The organism is Haladaptatus rarus, assembly GCF_054177585.1.
Genome location: NZ_JBPEHG010000003.1, coordinates 241,357 through 259,294, shown reverse-complemented (window position 1 = coordinate 259,294; position 17,938 = coordinate 241,357). Strand labels below are relative to the sequence as shown.

The 17,938-nt window shown below is 61.0% G+C and carries 19 protein-coding genes and 2 tRNA genes; 7 read left to right on the top strand and 14 right to left on the bottom strand.

All coding sequences use genetic code 11. The features are described 5' to 3' along the window. Positions 1 to 46: 46 nt before the first annotated feature. Positions 47 to 634, bottom strand: a complete 588-nt coding sequence (locus ACR3FE_RS10250; protein ID WP_458207013.1) for a riboflavin synthase — start codon at positions 632 to 634, stop codon at positions 47 to 49. Positions 635 to 755: 121 nt separating this feature from the next. On the opposite strand from ACR3FE_RS10250, the gene ACR3FE_RS10245 reads away from it, so the two are divergent. Then, entirely contained in the window at positions 756 to 998 is a 243-nt protein-coding gene (locus tag ACR3FE_RS10245) for a DUF7533 family protein (protein WP_458207012.1), read from the top strand. A 169-nt stretch (positions 999 to 1,167) separates the two neighbouring features. On the opposite strand, the gene ACR3FE_RS10240 is transcribed toward ACR3FE_RS10245, so the two are convergent. The 4 genes from ACR3FE_RS10240 to ACR3FE_RS10225 all read right to left on the bottom strand — a co-directional run bounded on the left by ACR3FE_RS10240 (position 1,168) and on the right by ACR3FE_RS10225 (position 5,378). After that, positions 1,168 to 1,632, bottom strand: a complete 465-nt coding sequence (locus ACR3FE_RS10240) for a hypothetical protein (RefSeq protein WP_458207011.1) — start codon at positions 1,630 to 1,632, stop codon at positions 1,168 to 1,170. A gap of 87 nt (positions 1,633 to 1,719) precedes the next feature. Next, positions 1,720 to 3,231 (bottom strand): carboxypeptidase M32, encoded by a 1,512-nt coding sequence (locus ACR3FE_RS10235; RefSeq protein WP_458207010.1) that lies wholly within the window; start codon positions 3,229 to 3,231, stop codon positions 1,720 to 1,722. An 84-nt stretch (positions 3,232 to 3,315) separates the two neighbouring features. Beyond that, complete coding sequence (locus ACR3FE_RS10230; RefSeq protein ID WP_458207009.1) at positions 3,316 to 5,157, bottom strand: UvrD-helicase domain-containing protein; 1,842 nt, start codon at positions 5,155 to 5,157, stop codon at positions 3,316 to 3,318. Positions 5,158 to 5,219: 62 nt separating this feature from the next. Next, a complete protein-coding gene (locus ACR3FE_RS10225; RefSeq protein WP_458207008.1) occupies positions 5,220 to 5,378 on the bottom strand; it encodes a DUF7563 family protein in 159 nt (52 codons plus the stop codon). 94 nt (positions 5,379 to 5,472) lie between these two features. Between ACR3FE_RS10225 and ACR3FE_RS10220 the strand changes: the two genes are divergently transcribed. After that, positions 5,473 to 6,369, top strand: a complete 897-nt coding sequence (locus ACR3FE_RS10220; RefSeq protein WP_458207007.1) for an EamA family transporter — start codon at positions 5,473 to 5,475, stop codon at positions 6,367 to 6,369. A gap of 46 nt (positions 6,370 to 6,415) precedes the next feature. Here the strand turns inward: ACR3FE_RS10220 and ACR3FE_RS10215 are convergent, their stop codons facing one another. Both ACR3FE_RS10215 and cca read right to left on the bottom strand, forming a co-directional pair. Further along, positions 6,416 to 6,595: an HVO_0416 family zinc finger protein gene (locus tag ACR3FE_RS10215; protein WP_458207006.1), complete on the bottom strand. Its 180-nt coding sequence runs from the start codon at positions 6,593 to 6,595 to the stop codon at positions 6,416 to 6,418. Positions 6,596 to 6,694: 99 nt separating this feature from the next. Continuing rightward, positions 6,695 to 8,161, bottom strand: a complete 1,467-nt coding sequence (gene cca, locus ACR3FE_RS10210; protein WP_458207004.1) for a CCA tRNA nucleotidyltransferase — start codon at positions 8,159 to 8,161, stop codon at positions 6,695 to 6,697. A gap of 102 nt (positions 8,162 to 8,263) precedes the next feature. On the opposite strand from cca, the gene ACR3FE_RS10205 reads away from it, so the two are divergent. The 3 genes from ACR3FE_RS10205 (at position 8,264) to ACR3FE_RS10195 (ending at position 9,635) form a co-directional block, all read left to right on the top strand. Next, positions 8,264 to 8,336: transfer RNA gene (locus ACR3FE_RS10205), tRNA-Asn, on the top strand. A 92-nt stretch (positions 8,337 to 8,428) separates the two neighbouring features. Continuing rightward, positions 8,429 to 8,503: transfer RNA gene (locus ACR3FE_RS10200), tRNA-Ile, on the top strand. Between the two features lie 172 nt (positions 8,504 to 8,675). After that, positions 8,676 to 9,635 (top strand): hypothetical protein, encoded by a 960-nt coding sequence (locus tag ACR3FE_RS10195; protein WP_458207003.1) that lies wholly within the window; start codon positions 8,676 to 8,678, stop codon positions 9,633 to 9,635. Between the two features lie 39 nt (positions 9,636 to 9,674). Here ACR3FE_RS10195 and ACR3FE_RS10190 read toward each other — a convergent pair whose 3' ends face one another. Both ACR3FE_RS10190 and ACR3FE_RS10185 read right to left on the bottom strand, forming a co-directional pair. Continuing rightward, positions 9,675 to 10,142, bottom strand: a complete 468-nt coding sequence (locus ACR3FE_RS10190; protein ID WP_458207002.1) for a FlaD/FlaE family flagellar protein — start codon at positions 10,140 to 10,142, stop codon at positions 9,675 to 9,677. 90 nt (positions 10,143 to 10,232) lie between these two features. After that, a complete protein-coding gene (locus ACR3FE_RS10185; protein WP_458207001.1) occupies positions 10,233 to 10,667 on the bottom strand; it encodes a hypothetical protein in 435 nt (144 codons plus the stop codon). A gap of 131 nt (positions 10,668 to 10,798) precedes the next feature. On the opposite strand from ACR3FE_RS10185, the gene ACR3FE_RS10180 reads away from it, so the two are divergent. After that, complete coding sequence (locus ACR3FE_RS10180) at positions 10,799 to 11,956, top strand: PAS domain-containing protein (protein WP_458207000.1); 1,158 nt, start codon at positions 10,799 to 10,801, stop codon at positions 11,954 to 11,956. Here the strand turns inward: ACR3FE_RS10180 and ACR3FE_RS10175 are convergent. Genes ACR3FE_RS10175 through ACR3FE_RS10155 form a run of 5 tightly spaced genes read right to left on the bottom strand, consistent with a single transcriptional unit; the run spans position 11,948 to position 17,447 of the window. Further along, positions 11,948 to 13,405, bottom strand: a complete 1,458-nt coding sequence (locus tag ACR3FE_RS10175) for an oligosaccharide flippase family protein (RefSeq protein ID WP_458206999.1) — start codon at positions 13,403 to 13,405, stop codon at positions 11,948 to 11,950. The two genes, ACR3FE_RS10180 and ACR3FE_RS10175, sit on opposite strands and share 9 nt — an antisense overlap. Then, on the bottom strand, positions 13,402 to 14,715 hold the full coding sequence (locus tag ACR3FE_RS10170; RefSeq protein WP_458206998.1) for a sulfatase-like hydrolase/transferase: 1,314 nt from the start codon (positions 14,713 to 14,715) through the stop codon (positions 13,402 to 13,404). Before ACR3FE_RS10170 ends, ACR3FE_RS10175 begins: the two co-directional genes overlap by 4 nt. Further along, positions 14,712 to 15,626, bottom strand: a complete 915-nt coding sequence (locus ACR3FE_RS10165) for a sulfatase-like hydrolase/transferase (protein ID WP_458206997.1) — start codon at positions 15,624 to 15,626, stop codon at positions 14,712 to 14,714. Before ACR3FE_RS10165 ends, ACR3FE_RS10170 begins: the two co-directional genes overlap by 4 nt. After that, positions 15,623 to 16,294, bottom strand: a complete 672-nt coding sequence (locus ACR3FE_RS10160) for a glycosyltransferase family 2 protein (RefSeq protein ID WP_458206996.1) — start codon at positions 16,292 to 16,294, stop codon at positions 15,623 to 15,625. The genes ACR3FE_RS10165 and ACR3FE_RS10160 overlap by 4 nt, the downstream gene beginning before the upstream one ends. After that, the gene (locus ACR3FE_RS10155) at positions 16,266 to 17,447 is read right to left on the bottom strand and encodes a glycosyltransferase (RefSeq protein WP_458206995.1); all 1,182 of its coding nucleotides are present in this window, start codon (positions 17,445 to 17,447) and stop codon (positions 16,266 to 16,268) included. Before ACR3FE_RS10155 ends, ACR3FE_RS10160 begins: the two co-directional genes overlap by 29 nt. A 156-nt stretch (positions 17,448 to 17,603) precedes the next feature. On the opposite strand from ACR3FE_RS10155, the gene ACR3FE_RS10150 reads away from it, so the two are divergent. Further along, on the top strand, positions 17,604 to 17,780 hold the full coding sequence (locus ACR3FE_RS10150; RefSeq protein ID WP_458206994.1) for a YHS domain-containing protein: 177 nt from the start codon (positions 17,604 to 17,606) through the stop codon (positions 17,778 to 17,780). Positions 17,781 to 17,938 lie beyond the last annotated feature (158 nt).

Here is a 17,938-nt window from a genome sequence, read left to right as displayed (position 1 = left end):
GGTCTTCCGGTTTTCGTCGGCGTGTCGATTTTTGTCGGCGTATGAACTACTCTGCGAGCAGTCGTTCGGCGTACTTCGCCAGTACGTCCACTTCGAGGTGGACTGGGTCACCGGGTTCTTTCTCCGAGAGGTTCGTCAAGTTACGAGTCGTGGGGATGATAGCGACCGTGAAGGTGTCGTCGCGCCTGTCAGCAACCGTGAGACTGATGCCGTCCAGTGCGACCGACCCTTTGTCTACGATGTACTGGCCGTAGCCCCCCGGGATGGCGAACTCGTACTCCCAGTCCTCACCGACCTGCCGGACGTCCACGACCTCGGTCGTCGTATCGACGTGCCCCTGAACGAAGTGCCCGTCGAGTCGGGCGTCCGCGCGGAGGGCGCGTTCGAGGTTGACGGCGTCGCCTTCCTCGACTTCGCCGAGGTAGGTCTTCTCGACCGTCTCGCTGGCGAGGAACACTTCGAACGTCTCCTCGTCGAACCCTTCGACGGTCAGGCAGGCACCGTTGACGCTGATACTCGCGCCGTGTTCCACGTCCGAGAGTATCTCGTCCGCCGCGATCGTGAGTCGGCGGCCACCCTCCGTCGCTTCGACGCGACGAACTTCGCCCGCCTCTGCAACAATTCCGGTAAACATAACAGAACTGTGACGCCGAGTGGTTGAAAACCGTTCCGAATCGCCGGTGTCGTGGCGGAAGTCGCGCCGCCGCTCGACCTGTTGCGGCGCACTTTTAGCCGGTGGCCGGGTACGGAGGAGCATGAAACTGGGCATCCTCGACACCGTGAGTCTTGCGGCGACGCTGGTGTTCGCCATCCCTATCGCCTTGTTCGGTATCGAACGCCTGCTCGCGGGCCAAACCCTCTTCGGCGGCGCGTTCGTCGTCATCGCCGCGCTGATGGTCGTCCTCCGCGAGTGGCTGACCACGCCGACCGATATCCCGGCGAGCGCGGCGCAGAAGGTGGTCGGGAAGGTCGTGAAGACCGACGAGGAACAGGAGTGACCGCGAGGTTCGATTTTCGCGAACCGGTTGTACTGAAATGTACTGTTTTGTACTGGAAACGGAGAGAACAATGGCCTCGTTTGAACGCGGAAACTCGGGAGAATGAAATCGCGTTCTCCCCGCTGTTTCGTTCATCTCAACGTGGAACGTACGGTCAGATAGACTGACATCATCCAGTGGGGGGATCCACACTGTCTCCTTCTGCAAACGTCGTAAAGCGCCGTTTGAAAATCGCGCCTGCTCCGAGGAGAATGAGGAGGAACCCACTGGCGATCAAGAGATACAGCCCCGGTTCTATCGCATATCGTTCGACCGTCCTGTAGTCGCGGAATATGTTGCCGAACACCAAGACCATCAGCCCACCGGCGGCGACGAGAACAACGTCAGGATGCCAGTCACGCTGTCGCGCCAGCACGACCACTCCGACGACTCCGAGAACGAGCAGAACGACGACCGGGTCGATACCGCGAAGGCCGGATTCTAAGCCGGACACGAATTCGGACGTGTAGTACGGTTGCCCGTCGGCGTAACCGACCGGCCGTTTCCGGACCCACGGGAGCCACACCCCGGCGATGGCCAACATGGCAGCCACGATCGTCGCTCCGATGTACGTGATCGACGGCTCGTTTCTCACACGAGGAACGTCGTCCAGTGATGGTAAGTGTCTTGTCTGTATTTCGGAACAAAAGAGAGCCAGAAACGATCCGAAATCCTCGAAAGTCTAGTCGAGGTCGTAGATCTCCGAGTACTTCTCGGTCACGTAGTCCAGGAAGTAGTCGGCGGTCAGCGGTTCCCCGGTCGCCTGCTCGATGAGTTCGTCGGTGGTGTACAGCTGTCCCTGTTCGTGGATGTTCTCGGTCAGCCACTCGCGGATGGGGTCGAAGTTGCCCTCGCGGATGAGTTCCATCGGGTCGTCGATCTCCTCCTCGATGGTCGCCCACAGTTGGGCGGCGAAGACGCTGCCGACGGTGTAGTTCTGGAATCCGCCAAATCGACTCGTCCAGTGGATGTCCTGCAGACAGCCCTCCGAATCCGTCTCGGGGACGACACCGAGGTACTCGTCCATCAACTCGTTCCAGCGGGCGGGAATCTCGTCCGCGTCGAGGTCGCCGGAGATGTACTCCTGTTCGATCTCGGAGCGGAGGATGATGTGCATGTGATACGTGAGTTCGTCCGCTTCGACGCGGATCAGGTTGTCCGTGAACACCTGGTTGACCGCCTCGTAGGCTTCGTCCACCGTCACGTCTTCCGTCTCCGGGAATCGCTCGTGCATCTTCGGCAGGAACAGCTCCCAGAAAGCCTTCGTTCGCCCAACGTGGTTCTCCCAGAACCGCGACTGGGACTCGTGGATGCCCGAACTCCGCGACTCGCCGAGCGGGGTGCCGTAGGCGTCGTCACGCAGCCCGAGCTGGTAGGAGGCGTGTCCGAACTCGTGGATCGTCGCGGTAAGAGAGTCGATGGGGTCGGTCTCGTTGTACCGCGTCGTCACCCGCGCGTCGTACTGCGTCCCTGACATGAACGGGTGGGGTGCGGTGTCGAGGCGGCCACGGTCCCAGTCGTAATCGAGCGTGTCGAGCGCGTCTCGGCAGAGTTCCTCCTGCGTCTCGGCGTCGAAGGTGCCTTCGAAGGCGTCGTCGGCGATATCCGCACCGTTCTCTTCGATGTCCTCGATGAGCGGAACCAGTCCTTCTCGGAGTTCGTCGAAGATTCGCTCCACGGTATCGAGCGAGAGGTAGGGTTCGCCCTCCTCGAACATGACCACGTAAGGATCTTTGTCGGGGTCGATGTGCTCCGCGCGCTCGATGTGGAGGTCGCGCAATCGTTCGAGGTAGGGTTCGAACGTCTCGAACTCGTCTTCCGCTTTCGCCTCTTGCCACGCCTGTTGCGCCTCGCTTATCGTCTCGGTGAGTTCCTCGACGAGTTCGCCGGGGACGTCCACCCCTCGGTCGTACTCTCGCCGAATCTCACGAACCACGGCTGCCTGTTCGTCGTCCAACTCCTCGCCTTCGAGTTCGTCGAGCAGTTCGCCCGTACGCTCGTCGGTCAGCAGTTCGTGCTGGATTGACTGGAGCGCCGATAGCTGTTTGGAGCGAGCCGGTGTCCCACCCTCCGGCATCTTCGTCTGTTGATCCCAGTAGAGCACCATCCCTGCTTTCCCGATGTTCGTGAATCGCTGCACCCGGTCGAGCAGTTCGCCGTACGCAGACTCGGATTCGTGTTCGGCAGTTGCCATGCGAATTTATTGCATCGTCAGACAGTATCAATGCACGGGTATCGGAAAATGGAGTGCAGCCCGGCTATCCGGAGCGCGATCCGACTACTTCGCTTCGACTTCCTCGCCGATGATATCTTCGACCGATTTCTCGTTCGGTTCGTTGAACAGCAGTACGTCGAGTTTGAGTGTCGGCGCACCGCTGACGAGATTCTCCATGATGACGAGACGCTCGCGGGCACGGCTCATCCCGACGTAGAACACCCGACGTTCGTTGTCGGTGAGGATCGGGACCGGGTCGGTTCTGGCGGTGAACTCCTCTTCGATGGGCACGTCGATACCCTCGTTCTCGACCGTCGCGGCCATCTGCTCGACGACCTTCTCGGTGAGGTCGGTCGCCACGAACACGTGATCTGCCTCACGACCTTTCGCGCTGTGGATCGTACCGATACGGAGACGGTCTCGATCCATGCCCTGATACTTCCCGGTGAAGTAGGCGTCCATGGAGCGTTTCTGGTAGCTCGTGACCTTTCGAACCATGTCGGACGCCGATTTCGGGCCGGGCATGAACGGCGCGAAGTTCTTCACGAAGTCGGGTTCGAACGAGAGTTCGGTGAGGTCGTCGACGCCCTCCTCTTCTTTGCGCTCGTCGATGGCGTCGAACATCTCGTCGCGCTCGTTCGTCCCGAACGTCGAGTCGGCGAGCATGTCCGCGAGCCTGCGGGCTTGCAGTCCGTCGATGGGTTCTCCGGCGTCGATCTGCTCGACCGCGTCTACGTACTGGTTCAGTCGGTCGGTCCACATCCGCTGGTCGGTGAGTGTCTTGAACGGGATGCCCTCGTCGATGAACTCATCGATGAACCTGAACATCTGGTAGCGGGCACGGAACAGCACCATCGCGGTGCCGTCGAACTCGCGGATGGTGTAGCGGACGTTCCGCACGAGGTCGAGCATCGAGGGGTCTTTTACGGCCTCGACGATACCGCCTTCCTTGCGCGGCTTGAGGTTTTTCTCCTGTCGTTCCTCGATGTGGCTGACTTCCTTCTGGACGACCTTGAGAACGCGAGAGGGAAGACGGTGGGAGGTATCGAGGATGACGTCTTCGCCGCCTTCGCCGAGCAGCAGTTTCGGGTCTGCACCCTGCCACGCGTAGACGACCTGGTCGTCGTCACCCGCGATGAGGACGCTCTTCATGTGCGGTTTCCACTCCTCGTAGATGTCGAACTGCAGTTGGGTGATGTCCTGAAATTCGTCGATGATGAGATAATCGACGCTCGGAAGAAGCGAACGCTGTTTCACGCGTTCGAGCATGTCGGCGAAGCCGACGAGTCCTTCGTCACCTTTGTACTTTCGCCACGCTCGGATGGCCTCGGGAACGTCGAATCGGTCGTCGCTACTCGGCCACGTCGGGGTGTACTTGTTGCCCTCCTGTGCGTTCGGGTCGATGTCCGGCGGGAGTCGAACCGTCTCGACGTCCCACTGGAAGGGAACGTCGTACCAGTCGGCGACCTGACGGCGAGTTCGCTGGAGCCACTGCGAGGTGGCGATGATCTTGTTTCCGAGCGTCGTCGAGCGCGCGGTTCGACGGCCAGAGCCGCTGTACTCGTCTTCGTACTCCAGGCCGAAGTCTTCACAGAACTCCTTCTTGTGTTTCTCGCCGACGACGTCGCCACGCGAGAGATTGAGAAGTTCGTACGCTTTCGCGTGCATCGTGCAGACGTTCCCCTGCAGCGAGCGCGGGTCGACGTCGAGCCGTTCTGCGAGTCGGTCGCGGACTTCGTTCGCGGCAGCACGGGTGTACGAGACGACGAGGATGTCATTCACCGTAACGTCGTCCTTGGCGAGAATCTCTTCGACTCTATCTAACAGCTCGGTCGTCTTACCGCTCCCCGGCCCACCGAACAACCGGGTCACTTTCACGTCAGTCTCCGCCGTTGGCGCGGTCATTACACCATCACAAGTGCTGGTAACGTATAAAACGACGTGAATCGAAACGGGGGTGTTTCGGCTCAGGTGCCGCGGGGTGAGCGCGCTTCGCGTATCTCGGCACCGTCACGAATCTTGTCTTCACAATCCGGGCAGACACGCGGAGCTTCGACCCCTGGTGGCGTGAACACTCTCGCGTACGCTGCCGTTACGAACGAACCACAGTTCTGACACTCTGGCATTCTCTCTCCGTCGAACGGTTCGTAATATTACAGTATATATCTATCGACATCAGGTCGGACAGGAGTTAAGCCGCCGGATGGGTATCCTTCTGCAATGGCACTCCCCGTCGAGGTGTATCTCCTCTCGCTCGTCCCCGCCGTCCTCTGGGGATTCGAACCGATCGTCTCGAAACGCGGGATGGCGGCCGGTGGCGACTCACTACAGGCGTCACTGGTCGTCGTCGTGGTGGATTCCGCCATCTACTGGCTCGCACTGGTCGCCCTCGAGGGGCTGAATCCACTCGGAGAGCTTTCGGTGACGACCATCGGTGTCTTTCTCTCCGCCGGATTCGTCGGAACTGCTGTCGGAAGACTGGCCGCGTTCGGTGGTGTCCGGCGCGTCGGCGCGAGCATCAACAGTGCCGGAATCAGTACGCGACCACTGTTTGCGACGATGTTGGCAGTCGCCGTCCTCGACGAACCGCTTTCGCTCACCACGGCTATCGGTATCGTCGTCCTCGTCGCAGGACTGACGATCCTCGCATTGGCGAAAGGCGGCGACCTCAGAGGGTGGGAACTCCGTGATCTGGCGTTTCCGCTGGGTGCTGCAGGAGCGTTCGCGGTCGGCAACGTCGTCCGACGGTTCGGCCTGTCGACGACGGACGTCACGGTGTTGCAGGCTGTCGCACTGAACGAGACGGCAGCGTTCGTCGCACTCTTCGGATACGCGCTCGCACGGAACCGTCGAGACGTTCTGACGGCACCACGGGAGACCTACGGCCTGTTCGCGACGAGTGGCGTGATCACTGCCATCGCGTTGCTGTCGCTGTTCGCTGCGCTGTCGCTCCCGGATGGACGTGTCGCTATCGTCGACCCCTTGACCGGCACTGCGCCGCTTTTCACGACCGTCTTCGCGTATTTCCTGCTCCGAGACGTGGAGCGAGTCACCCGTGGCATCGTCGCAGGCGCGACGCTGGTCGTCGTCGGTGCGGGAATCATCACCGCGGTGTGAGCGCGGTTGTGAGGATTCGATTACTTTCGCCTACTGCACGGTATCGCTACGGGTACCAACCGCAGACGGAACACTCGCTCGCCGAGAGGTCGTGAAGTCCGCCGCACTCCGGACACTGCTTTTTGTTATACTCCTGCTCCCAGTCTACTCGTTCGGTTTCGTGACCGCGGTCGGCGAGGAACTGGTCGAAAACGGACTCATCGTTGCCGGTTGGGGCGGAGGCCATACGTGCTATGGTAATGCACACCATCCTTATAACCCTGATGGTCAGACAGACGCCAGAATCATCTTATCAACTAAATTCAGGAGTATTCGAATGCCTAAATCACGGTTTCGGGTCGAAGTAACGCGCTAACTCGACACCGAACTCCGCTGCTAGCGTATCGATTTCGTCACCGACGAGCACGTCGTAGTCGTCTCGTAACGCCTTCTCGACGTGGACGCCCAGCGCAGCATCGAAGACGGCGTCACTTTCGAGGAGTTCGGTCGCGGTCGTAAATTCGCGCGTCCGCTCGACCACGTAGCGCTCGCCGTCGATGAACGGGCCGTACGTCCTGTCGGCATTCACTTCACCCGCATCCGCTGTGGCATTCTCGCCGACAGCGTTCTCGTCATCCACATCCCCTTCGCCAGCGTTCTCATCGACAGCATTCTCGTCGCCCACATCGTCATCGTCGCCAGCGTACTTCTCGTAGAAGCCTCTCGCGTGGGCTCGCACGTGGACGGGCGGACCGTCGTGGCGTTCGACTGCTGGCCGCTCGGCTACCGAGAGTTCGAAAAAGAGCACTGCGGTATCGTCCGCGAACAGGTCACAGCGCAGGACATCGAACCCGTGCCGTGTGAGAGCGTCCCCGACACCCGAGAGTGATTTCTGGAGTTGGGGGTATAGCTGATCCGCTACGATCTCCGGTGCGTCGAATCGCAACGCGACGGGTGTGGTTCCGCGGTCGGCGACGAATTTGCGGACGTCGGCGGGCGTGAGTGGGTCGGGCCAGTCCGGGAAGAAGAGCGACTCGCGTGGCGCTTCGAGCAGGTCTCGGGCGTAGTGTTGGAGTCGAGCGACGTTCTCGGCAGAGAGGACGGCGGCGACGTTGCGCTCCGGGTCGGTCGGGTCGATGACCACCAGTGGGTCGTCGAACGTCGCCCGTCCGTGGTCTATCGGGTCGAAGTGGACGGGTGGGTGCCACTCCGCGGTCGCTTCGAGCAGGTCGCGGAACCCACCGAATTCGAGGACGAGAAGTTCGGCCAGAAACCCCGAGAAGCCCTGCGTTCTGAGGTCGCTTCCGTACGCGCCGATGCCCTTCAGAAACTGCTTGAACAGCAGGACTTCGCCCGCGAGGTCGTCGTCCAACCGCGCTTCGAGATACTGCGTGTGGAATGGTGTGCGGTCGACCGCAGACTGGATCGCCGACGCCGACTCGACGCGGTAGCACGGGACGAGGTCCACGTCGAACCCTTCGAACTCGCCCTTGACGTAGGGATGCTCTGCGAACTCCTCGTGACCGTCCGGCAAGACGGCGTGGCCGACCTGCAACCCGTAGGATTCCAGCGTCTCGCGGTCGAGTTCGGTGGGGAACCGAACGAACAGGTCGATATCCCGGTCGCCGCTGGTCCACGTCCCACGCGCGGTGCTCCCGACCTGGATCACGTCGGCCCCGACCGGCAAGTCGGCGACCGCATCCTCGGTTCGCTCGACCAGTTCGTCCACGACGCGCTGGAGCCGCGCTCGTTCGTCGGCGTCCGGTTCGACCTCCTCGCGGACTGCCGCGACGACGTCCTCGAAGCGTTCCATCGCCCGAAACTTTTCCACGAACGCGTGAAAGCGTATCGATGCAACCGGCGGAAAACGAAAGCCCTATCAAAGAACTCCATCTATGGACAGTTGCAGACGAAAGCCGCCGTAGCTCAGTTGGTAGAGCACCTGGTTGTTACCCAGGTTGTCCCAGGTTCGAGCCCTGGCGGCGGCGCTTTTCCACTCTCTCACTCGATGAGCAAGAGCGATATCTTCGGCTCGAACCCGGTACGCTAAAGAGGTGCCCCAGATTACGAATAGGCAAGTGGGCCCTTAGCTCAGTCTGGTTAGAGCGCTCGGCTCATAACCGGGTGGTCGTTGGTTCGAATCCGACAGGGCCCATTTCTGTTCGACTTCTGCGAGCACCGCAAAGCGTGTGCGAGCAACAGCGTCGGGCAGAAATGGTAAAACCTCGAAAGCTACCGGTTTAGCAAGACGATAGACGACGCTCATTGCAGGCGTCTGAGCTTTTAAACAGGCCATAAGTAAGGGCGTAGCCCCAGTGCGTTCTGGTATGGCTATTCGGAGACGGTACAATCTCCAGAACGCACTTCGGGTTCTCAAAGATCCATCCCTCATTCGTGGAGAAACTCGGCGATTGCGAAAAGACGCTTTGAAGGCGAACGCCTACGTCTCTCGCCTGTTGAACGACGAAGAGCGCGTTGACGTGATGAGCGAAGACTGGGACAACCTCATCATCCTGGACGCCTGCCGGTACGACATGTTCGCCACGCGCGCCAACATCGGCGACCGGGTGACGAGCAAGCTCTCACCGGGAAGCGAGAGCTGGGAGTTCATGCAGGAGAGTTTCGTCGGGCGCGAGTTCCACGACACGGTGTACGTCACGTCGAATCCGCACGCCTACAAACTTCCCGACGGCACTTTCCACGTCGTCGTCAACCTGCTGGACGACCACTGGAACGAGGAGTTCCGGACGGTCATGCCCGAGACGATCGTCGAACAGACGCTCGCGGCGTTCGAGAAGTATCCCGACAAACGCATCATCACCCACTTCATGCAGCCTCACTTCCCGTTCATCGGCGAGAAAGGGCGGCAGTTCGGACACTCGGGTATCGAGATGCAACTCGATTCGGACGAACACAGTGGCGAACCCCACCCGTGGAATGCGCTACTGTACGGCGAAACGACGAACGAGTCGGAGATAATCGAAGCGTACATCGAGAATCTGGACGTGACGCTACCGCACGTCGAGCAGTTGGTCGACGAACTCCCCGGAAAATCGGTCATCACGGCAGACCACGGCAACCTCATCGGCGAACGCACCTATCCGATTCCGATGCAGACCTACGGTCATCCCGGTGGTCTCCACAAACGCGAACTCATCCAGGTACCGTGGGCCGAAGTCGACGCGGACGAACGTCGTGACGTGACGGCGGAGCCACCTGAAGCGCGCGAGGAGATGACCGACGACGTGATCGAAGATCGGCTGCGAAACCTCGGCTACGCGGAGTGATCGACAGCGACACGAGCCGGCTACGGTAACGGGAGGCGGCTACAGCGACGCGAGTCGGGCGATGTAAACGAGACTCAACACGTGGTCGCTCGTATCGAGGTCGGCCGGACCGGTCGCACCGAATCGGTCGTCCTCCGAGAAGCCGAACATGTAGGCGCGCAGACTCTCGTGTGCATCTTCACTCAGCCAATCGATGTCCTGGTAGTACGAGAGTGCGTTGCCGGTGTTCTCGAATCCGGCTTTCTCGACGAGGAAGTCGAGCCATTCGAAGACGATGACTTCTGCACCGTATCTGTTCGGAAGCGCCGTCAGGTAGGGTTTCTCCGGTAACGACCCGGACGCGAGCACCTGCGTCTGCAGTTTCATCAGCTCCTCGCGCTGACCCAGTCGGAAGAGGTCTTCCGCAGTACGCTCGTCGCCCCCCGAAGAGAGGTCGAGTGGCGACTCGTCCTCGTCGGCCATCCTGCGGAGCTCGCGCAGGTCGTAGTCGGCGGGTTTGATAGTCATTCTGATGTTTCGAATACAACCCACTCGACCTATATAAATCTTGGTACGACGGCGTTGGAAAAACTGACCTCAGAAAAACGTCAGGTGCGATTACTCGTTCGTCGAGCCGCCCCGAACTTTTCGTGCGACGACGACGAGGCCGAGGATGCTTCCCAGAATCCCCATCGCTCGGGCAGCTTTTCGACCACGTGCCAGTCGGGAGCTGGACTCCTCCGTCTCGTTCTCGTACTCCAGATCGGCCGTTTCACTTTCGGAGACGGGATCCTCAGTTTCTATCTCGGTCGGTTCGTCTTCGGTTTCGTCGCCCGACGACGCGCGACGCTTGCGAACCAGCAGGCCGATACCGGCGACGACCAACAGTCCAAGCACCGGTTTGAGCAACGTGCCCAGAGACCGTCCAGACGATTCGGACTGCTCGGTTTCAGAGGTCTGTCCCTTCGCGCTATCGGGTGCCGTGTCCCCATCAGCGTACACTCGTTCTTCGACGAGCGCGGGTTTTTCGAGGTTGATTTCGAAGAGCGTCATCACAATTCTGTTCGTCACCAAGCGACATTATAGCTTCTGGCTTGCACAGACACCCTGCCACGTCCACTAAGATAAATTGGAGTTAATAAAATATGAGTCAGGTTTACGTACTGGGGTGTGTATGACGGGACATGACGATGGCCATCCGTGTACTGCTGGTCGATGACGAGCCAGATCTGGCGGATATGTCTGCACTTTTTCTCGAGCGAGAGCGTGACGTCTTCGATACGCACGCAGTAACCGACCCGACTGTCGCACTTTCCCGACTCGGAGAGGAACGATTCGACTGCGTCGTGAGTGACTACGACATGCCCGGCATGAACGGGTTGGAACTGCTCGCGACCGTCCAGAAGGCACATCCCGAACTTCCGTTCGTCCTCTTCACCGGCAAGGGAAGCGAGGAGATAGCGAGTGAGGCGATCTCCGCGGGCGTCTCTGGATATCTCCAGAAGGAATCCGGGGTCGACCAGTACACCGTCCTCGCGAACGTCGTCGAAAACGCCGTCGAGAAGTACCGAGCAGAACTCGCTCTCAGGGAAGAACAGTCGTTCGTCGAGAGCGCGCTCAACTCGCTCAACGACATCTTCTACGCCATCGATACGGACTACGAGTTCCTTCGCTGGAACGATACGGTGAGCGAGGTGACCGGCCACGCCGATATCGACCTCGCCGACATGCGACTGACGGAACTCTTCGCCGAAGACGTCTCCGCAGACCTCGATTCGATCTTCGCCGACGGAATAGGCGTCTTCGAAACCGAGATTCGAACCCATGCTGGCGAGTTCGTCCCGTACGAATTTCGTGGTGCGACGTTCACCGACAGCAGTGGTGACGTGCTCGGCATCTGCGGCGTCGGGCGCGACGTGGGCGACCGAATGTGCCGAGAGGCGAAACTCCGGGAGAGCGAACGACAGTTCGAGGCCGTCTTCGACGACCCGTTCTCGTTCATCGGACTGATCGAAACCGACGGGACGGTCATCCAGGTGAACCAAACCGCACTCGATGCCATCGACAAAGATGCAGAAGAGATAGCGGGCGAGTTGTTCTGGGACACGCCCTGGTGGTCGTTCTCCGAAGCCGTTCAGGACGACCTGCGCGAACGAATCTCGCAGGCTGCAAGTGGCGAGTTCGTTCGCTTCCACGCGGAGAATCGAACGACGGGTTCAGGACTGGTACTGCTCGATGTCTCCATCCGACCGGTTCGCGGCGAATCCGGGGAGGTAGAGACGGTCATCGCGGAAGGTCGAAGCATGGAGGCCCTGCAAGAGCGAGTCGAAGAGCTAAGATGAAACGAACGTCCCGCGAACTGCTTCGCCGAGCGTGTGTCTTGCTCCCGGACTGACGGCGAACAGGACACCGAGGTAGACGACGCCACCGAGTGAGACGAGTACGGCGAGGTCACTCCACGACCGGACGGGAAACGAAGCGTGGACGGTCGAGATGGCCCCGAACATGACGAGACTCGCGCCGATCTGAGCGACCATCGGACGCGACAGGGGAACGAATCCGGAAACGACTTTCCGCAGGAACGACACCGCTCCGAGATACTGAAGCGTCTCGGCGACGATGGTTGCGACGACGACGCCGATGGGACCGAACCTGAGCGTGAGTACGACACCGAGTGCGAGGTTCACGACCACCGCGACCGCCGAGAGTCGCATGGCGATGTCCGGCCTGTCGAGTCCGTTGACCGCCTGCAGGAGTGGGCCGCTCTGTGTTCGGATGATGCGATAGGCGGCGAGACCGACCAACAAGAGGGCAGCTTCTCGATATTCGGGGCCGTACACCGTCACGACGAGCGACTCCGACAGCGCGAGCGCCCCGAAGAAGATGGGAAACGCGAGTACGCCGGTGTAGGCGACGGTGTTCGACACGTCCTCCCCGGCACCTGTTCCTCGTGCTTTTCGGGCGCTCACCGCCGCCATCAGTCCACGCCCGGCCACGTCGGCGACGAACACTGCCGGGAGCGTGAGTTTCCACGCCACTTCGTAGTACCCCGCCGCGGCGGGGGTAAGCAAGAACCCGAGTAGGAGAACGTCGAGACGGTCGTAGGTCGTCCCCAGTGCCGTCGTCGGGATGCTGTATCGAGCGTAGTCGGCGAGACTCCGAACGAACGCGCGAGATGGGAGCGTCGGTCGTACCCCGACGAACGCGGCGGCGACGGGAACCGTCAGCGCCGAGGCAGTGGCGAGCCCGTACACCATCCCGGCAGCAGCGACCGTTCCAGCAGTGCTGAGAAGCCAGACGAAGCCGATCTGAAATGGGAGGGTGAGCACCGACCGAAGCGTGTCGATCCACGTCGCCGCGCTGATTCGACCGCGACCCTGAACCAGACTGTCGATGGTTTCGTACACCGATTCGGTTGCGAGCAGGAGGACGAGCAGGAGGGGCGCAGCCGCGAGTTCGGTGTAGTTCCGGAGTGCGTCGCCAGCGAGAAACACGACCACCCCCGCGATGACGAGCCAGCCAGCGTCGAACAGCAGTTGCGCCCCGAACGCGGGTGGCCGGAGCGCGTCGGACTCCGAGAGACGTTTCTTCGCCGCCAACGACCAGCCGTTCATCGGTCGGTCTGCGAGTTTCGCCAGCGCGTACAGCAAGTAGACGCCACCGAACGCGGTCGGGCCGAGCCAACGCGCGAAGATGACGGTTCCGGCGAATCCGATCGCCGCCATCGTGAACTGGGCGACCGTTCCGCCGAGCGTCTCCTTGCTGAGGTTGATTCCCGCCGCCTCGCTCATGCGTAGCCGAGATCTCGGAGTTGCGACTCGACAGCATCCGAAACGACCACGTCGTTCTCGACCGCACGCCGGTTGAGTTGGTTCACAAGCGTTTCGATTCGCTCGCGTGGCTTGTCTATTTCGCCCAGTTCGTGGAACCCGTCTGGCGCTTCCCATCCGTAGTACCCAGGCGCGACCAGAGCGTTCATCTCGGTATCGAGTGGTGTGGTGTCGAAACCGTCCCTGAGCAGTGATGTACGGTGGCGATTCGTCAAGCCATGATACTCCGACAACCACTGCCTGTCGCCCACGTCGCCGAGCAAGCAGCGTCCTCGTGATTCACCGTCCAGATCGGCGATGTCGAGGATCGTCCCGTGTACGTCGAGCAGGTTCACCGTCTCGTCGCGCATTCCATCACGAGTTCCGTCGCGTCCGTCACCCCAGATACAGAGTGGGATTCGCGTCACGTCGGGATAGAGACCACAGAGATGCTCCCAGGCGTCGTACTCACCGAGTGCCTCGCCGTGATCGGAGAGGGTGATGACGTAATCGAACTCGTCGCGGAGTTCATCGAAGATGGCGCGATAGCGGTCGGAGAGGTAGCGAACGCTGTCGTCGTAGGCCTGTCGAATCCTGTCCGGGTCTGCATCCGGGGTGTCGAGCGTGGCCCGGAGTCCGTTCAGTTCGGGTGGTTCGACCGTCTGGTACGCTTCCGGCGGGTCGTAGGGTGTGTGCGCTTCCATCAGGTTGACGAACAGGAATTCGTCGTCGCCGAAGTCGGTTTCACGGACGAACTGGAGTGCCTCGGTCGCCCCATCGTCGTGGGTCGCTCGTCCCCAGCCCAGATCGCGGAGTTTGAGCAGTGCGCCGCGTTTGAGCGACGGAATCGTATCGCAGTCGCCAGTGAGCACGTCGCGGAGGGCGAAGAGATAGCGTTCCGGCCCCATCTCTCGCGTCTCTGCGATGAACCCGTCCCAGTCGAAGACGTTCTCGGAGAGCGCCCGAAGTCGCCAACTCCCTTCGAACTGGTCGAAGCCGCGATGGAAGTCGAACGGGCGAGAGACGTTCACGTTCGCGCTGAACGCACGAGTAGTGTATCCCGCCTGCCGAAACGACTCCGCGAGCACCGGTTCCGGGCAGTCGAGCAGTTGCGCCCCGGCGTACACCCCAAGTTCACTGGCATACTTGCCCGCGAACAGGGAGGCGTGGGCCGGAACCGTCCAGTGTGACGTGGAGTAGGCGTTCTCGAACCGCTGACCGGGAAGCCAGTCGAAATGCTCGTCGAAGGCGTCTTTCCGTAACGTGTCGAGGACGACGAGTGCGACCTTCATCGGTACCCCAGTGCTGAAAGGCGGTCGGTGACCGATTCGTCCGAGTGGGTCGTCTCTCGCGTCCACGCTTCGGGGTCGTGCGTCTCGGCGTCGCTGGCACTGGTGACGACCCACGGCACGTCGCGCAGAACGCGGATGGGAATCCTGTCTGGGTGGCCGTAGACGTACCACTCCCCGAAGGCGTTGCCGTGGTCTGCCGTGATGATGACTCGGTCGGCATCGAGGTTGTCGAGCAAGAGCGAAACGTCGTCGAGGACGTACCGGAGGTTCTCGCGGTATGCACGCCACACGCGCTCTCGCGTGAGGTCGCCCCGTCGCAGGCGCTCCCAGACGCCGACTCGCTGGCCGAACTCGTCTCGGCTCATCGCCCCGCCTGGAAGGGAGTCGGGAACTGACGGAAAGTGCGGTTGCATGTAGTGAACGACGAGCTTTTCAGGGTCGTGCTCGCGTGCCGCCGTGATCGCCCGGTCGGTGACGGCACGGGCCGGAACCGTCCCCGATTCGTCGTCCCAACAGTCGCGCCAGAGTTCGTCCAGCAGGTCGAAGTTCTCTGCGTCGAGGTGTTCTGCGGAGTTCGGGTTCGCGGTGACGTGTGCCGTATCGGTACAATCTCGGTCGGCGAAGTTCGCACGCATCCACTCGTCGGAGCGCGTGCCCAAGGATTCGAACTGACTGACATGGTCGATGAAAGAGTACTCGGAGGCGACTTCGCACAGCGTGTCGAACCGGCAGCCATCGAGGACGACGAGAGCGTCCCACGGATGGCTGTAGATGGGCTCGCCGTAGTTTCTGTGGTCCCCGAGTCGGCGGAGGATACCTTTGTAGAACTCGTAGGCCGACGTATCGACACCACGCCAGCCATCCTCGCGGATGCGGGTTCGACTCTCGGCGAGCCAGTCGCCGAGCGTCATCGACTCCCTCCGGGGGTGCGTACCCTGTCAACTGCGTCCCAGAAGCCTCGTCGCCAGAGCCAGTCGTTGACCCGCCCGAGCGTCGTGTCGGGCACGATTCGCTCCTCGTAGCGGTCGGGATACTCGCGTTTCAGGCGTGCTTCTTTCGCGTCGTCGATTTCGGCACGGGGTTTGTCGGGATGGTACATCACAAGCTCCGGTTCGTAGCGACACGAGCCGTACTCCTCCATCCGCCAGCCGAATTCGGTGTCGTCGCGCCACCCGGCATACTCGCTTCGGAATCCGCCCGCAGCGCGAGCAGTCTCGCGGTCGAACGCGAGATTACACCCGACGTATCGTCCCTCGCCCCGGTAGGTTCTCCCACCCTCGACGCGCCCCTCGACGCAGACGATGCCGCCCGAGAGTGCGTCGTCGATGCGGGCAACCCAGTCCGTTGGTGGGCGACAGTCGTCGTCGGTGAGTGCGACGATATCGGCCTTCGCAGCCTCGATTCCGGCATTTCGAGCCTCGCAGATGTCGAGACTCGCGTCGTCTACGACCAGCACCTCGAAGTCGGTCATCGTCTGCTCGCGGAGGTCTGCGACCACCTGGTCGTGGTCGTTTGCCGGGAGGGTCGGAATCACGACCGAGACGAGAGGGTCAGGGGACGTGTACGGTTTCCGTATCATCGGCGTCGACTGCGGATCGCTTCGATGCGGCGTCCGCGTGTGTTCTGTTGACCAGGTTCAGAAGGCTATCCGCGAACGTCGCCCTGTCGTATCGTTCGGCGAATCGTTGTATCTCGTCGGAATCGAAGTCGTCGGGGTCGAAGCGGTCGATCGCATCGCGCAGTGACGCGATGGTGGGTTCGAATCGAAGTCCGGTCTTCCCTTCGACCACCTGATGGCGGGTGTACCCCTCGTTCACGCCGATGAGAGGTTTCCCCGCCGACAGTGCTTCCGCCCCGACGAGGCCGAAATCTTCGTTGTTGGGCGCATATACGACGGCAGTCGCACGAGCGACGATGTCTTCGACGTTCTCGACGTATCCCAGTACCTCGATGTTGTCGTGGCGCTTCGCTTTCTGCTCGATCTTCTCCCGTTCCTCGCCATCGCCCACGACGAGGAGACGCTCGTCCAGTTCCGCGAACGCATCGACGACGTGCCCGACTCGCTTCTCCGGAGCGAGTCGTGACCACGTGACGAAATAGCCGTCGTCGCCTTCGTTGCGCCAGTCGCCGGTCACGGGCGGGTAGACGACTTCCGCATCGCGATCGTAGTACCGCTGGACCCGGTCACGGACGAGTTCGCTGTTGGCGACGAACGTATCGACGTAGTCGTTCGCCTCCTTGTCAAGCGTGCGCCAGAACTTCGCGTACGCCTTCAGTGCGAAGCTGATGCCGGGATACTCGAACGCTTTGATGCGTTCACTGTAGAGGTCATAAAGCCACCGGGGCGGGCTGTGAGGATAGTGGAGCACCGTCTGCTCGACTCGCGGAACGTACGATTTCGAGAGCGGGGCGCTCTCCACGAGCACGTCGTATGTGGCCAGCTCCTCGTGAGCGTTCGTCATATCGAGCGCGACCGACAGGGTCTCCAGCGGGTTCATCCCCTCGTTCTTCCACTCTAGAAACTCCCCAGAGATACCACTGGTGTACTTGTCCTGTCGTATCGGAACGACTCGCACGTCGTCCGGAAGGTCGACACCCTCGGCGACGTACATCGTGTAGATCGGTGCGTCGAGCACTCGCGCCGCCTCGATAGCGAATCGCTCTCCGCCACCGATTCCGGGAAACCGATCGTGTAATATCGCGGCAGAGACGCCTCGTGATTCCTGTCTCATTGGGCTACCCCTTCGGGTCTGCCAATGCTACAGCACGCCAAGTTATAAATTGTATTCAGACTTTGAAATATGTATTGTCACAGTAATCCGCTAGCGTAAATTCTTCGAAGACGCCGAGGCCACAAATTCTTCGTACATTCGGCTCCGATGCCCGGTATGGCCACGTGCATCGTCTGCGGTTCCGACCTCGACGCCGAGAGTCCGAACGAGACCGATTATCAGGACACGGAGTTCGCCCCCGCGACGGCCGACTACGGCGGCGAGACGTACTATTTCTGCTCCTCGGAGCACGAAGCCGAATTCGAGTCGAATCCCGAGCAGTACGCCGAATGAGGGGCGAGAGTTCAGTTCGGTGACCCGGGAAGAGTTCGGTTCAATGACCCGGGCACTTCGACTCCTGTGGGTCGAACACTTCCGTTGTCTACCTAGCGTCGATGGCGTGTCGTCGATGCGAAGGTAGCACCGAAAGCATCCGAATGGCTTTCTACGGC

Excerpts from the sequence above, each read along its gene's own strand:
- ACR3FE_RS10250 (WP_458207013.1), bottom strand. The coding sequence starts at position 634 with ATGTTTACCGGAATTGTTGCAGAGGCGGGCGAAGTTCGTCGCGTCGAA.
- ACR3FE_RS10245 (WP_458207012.1), top strand. The coding sequence starts at position 756 with ATGAAACTGGGCATCCTCGACACCGTGAGTCTTGCGGCGACGCTGGTG.
- ACR3FE_RS10235 (WP_458207010.1), bottom strand. The coding sequence starts at position 3,231 with ATGGCAACTGCCGAACACGAATCCGAGTCTGCGTACGGCGAACTGCTC.
- ACR3FE_RS10230 (WP_458207009.1), bottom strand. The coding sequence starts at position 5,157 with ATGACCGCGCCAACGGCGGAGACTGACGTGAAAGTGACCCGGTTGTTC.
- ACR3FE_RS10225 (WP_458207008.1), bottom strand. The coding sequence starts at position 5,378 with ATGCCAGAGTGTCAGAACTGTGGTTCGTTCGTAACGGCAGCGTACGCG.
- ACR3FE_RS10220 (WP_458207007.1), top strand. The coding sequence starts at position 5,473 with ATGGCACTCCCCGTCGAGGTGTATCTCCTCTCGCTCGTCCCCGCCGTC.
- ACR3FE_RS10215 (WP_458207006.1), bottom strand. The coding sequence starts at position 6,595 with ATGGCCTCCGCCCCAACCGGCAACGATGAGTCCGTTTTCGACCAGTTC.
- cca (WP_458207004.1), bottom strand. The coding sequence starts at position 8,161 with ATGGAACGCTTCGAGGACGTCGTCGCGGCAGTCCGCGAGGAGGTCGAA.
- ACR3FE_RS10195 (WP_458207003.1), top strand. The coding sequence starts at position 8,676 with ATGGCTATTCGGAGACGGTACAATCTCCAGAACGCACTTCGGGTTCTC.
- ACR3FE_RS10190 (WP_458207002.1), bottom strand. The coding sequence starts at position 10,142 with ATGACTATCAAACCCGCCGACTACGACCTGCGCGAGCTCCGCAGGATG.
- ACR3FE_RS10185 (WP_458207001.1), bottom strand. The coding sequence starts at position 10,667 with ATGACGCTCTTCGAAATCAACCTCGAAAAACCCGCGCTCGTCGAAGAA.
- ACR3FE_RS10180 (WP_458207000.1), top strand. The coding sequence starts at position 10,799 with ATGACGATGGCCATCCGTGTACTGCTGGTCGATGACGAGCCAGATCTG.
- ACR3FE_RS10175 (WP_458206999.1), bottom strand. The coding sequence starts at position 13,405 with ATGAGCGAGGCGGCGGGAATCAACCTCAGCAAGGAGACGCTCGGCGGA.
- ACR3FE_RS10170 (WP_458206998.1), bottom strand. The coding sequence starts at position 14,715 with ATGAAGGTCGCACTCGTCGTCCTCGACACGTTACGGAAAGACGCCTTC.
- ACR3FE_RS10165 (WP_458206997.1), bottom strand. The coding sequence starts at position 15,626 with ATGACGCTCGGCGACTGGCTCGCCGAGAGTCGAACCCGCATCCGCGAG.
- ACR3FE_RS10160 (WP_458206996.1), bottom strand. The coding sequence starts at position 16,294 with ATGATACGGAAACCGTACACGTCCCCTGACCCTCTCGTCTCGGTCGTG.
- ACR3FE_RS10155 (WP_458206995.1), bottom strand. The coding sequence starts at position 17,447 with ATGAGACAGGAATCACGAGGCGTCTCTGCCGCGATATTACACGATCGG.
- ACR3FE_RS10150 (WP_458206994.1), top strand. The coding sequence starts at position 17,604 with ATGGCCACGTGCATCGTCTGCGGTTCCGACCTCGACGCCGAGAGTCCG.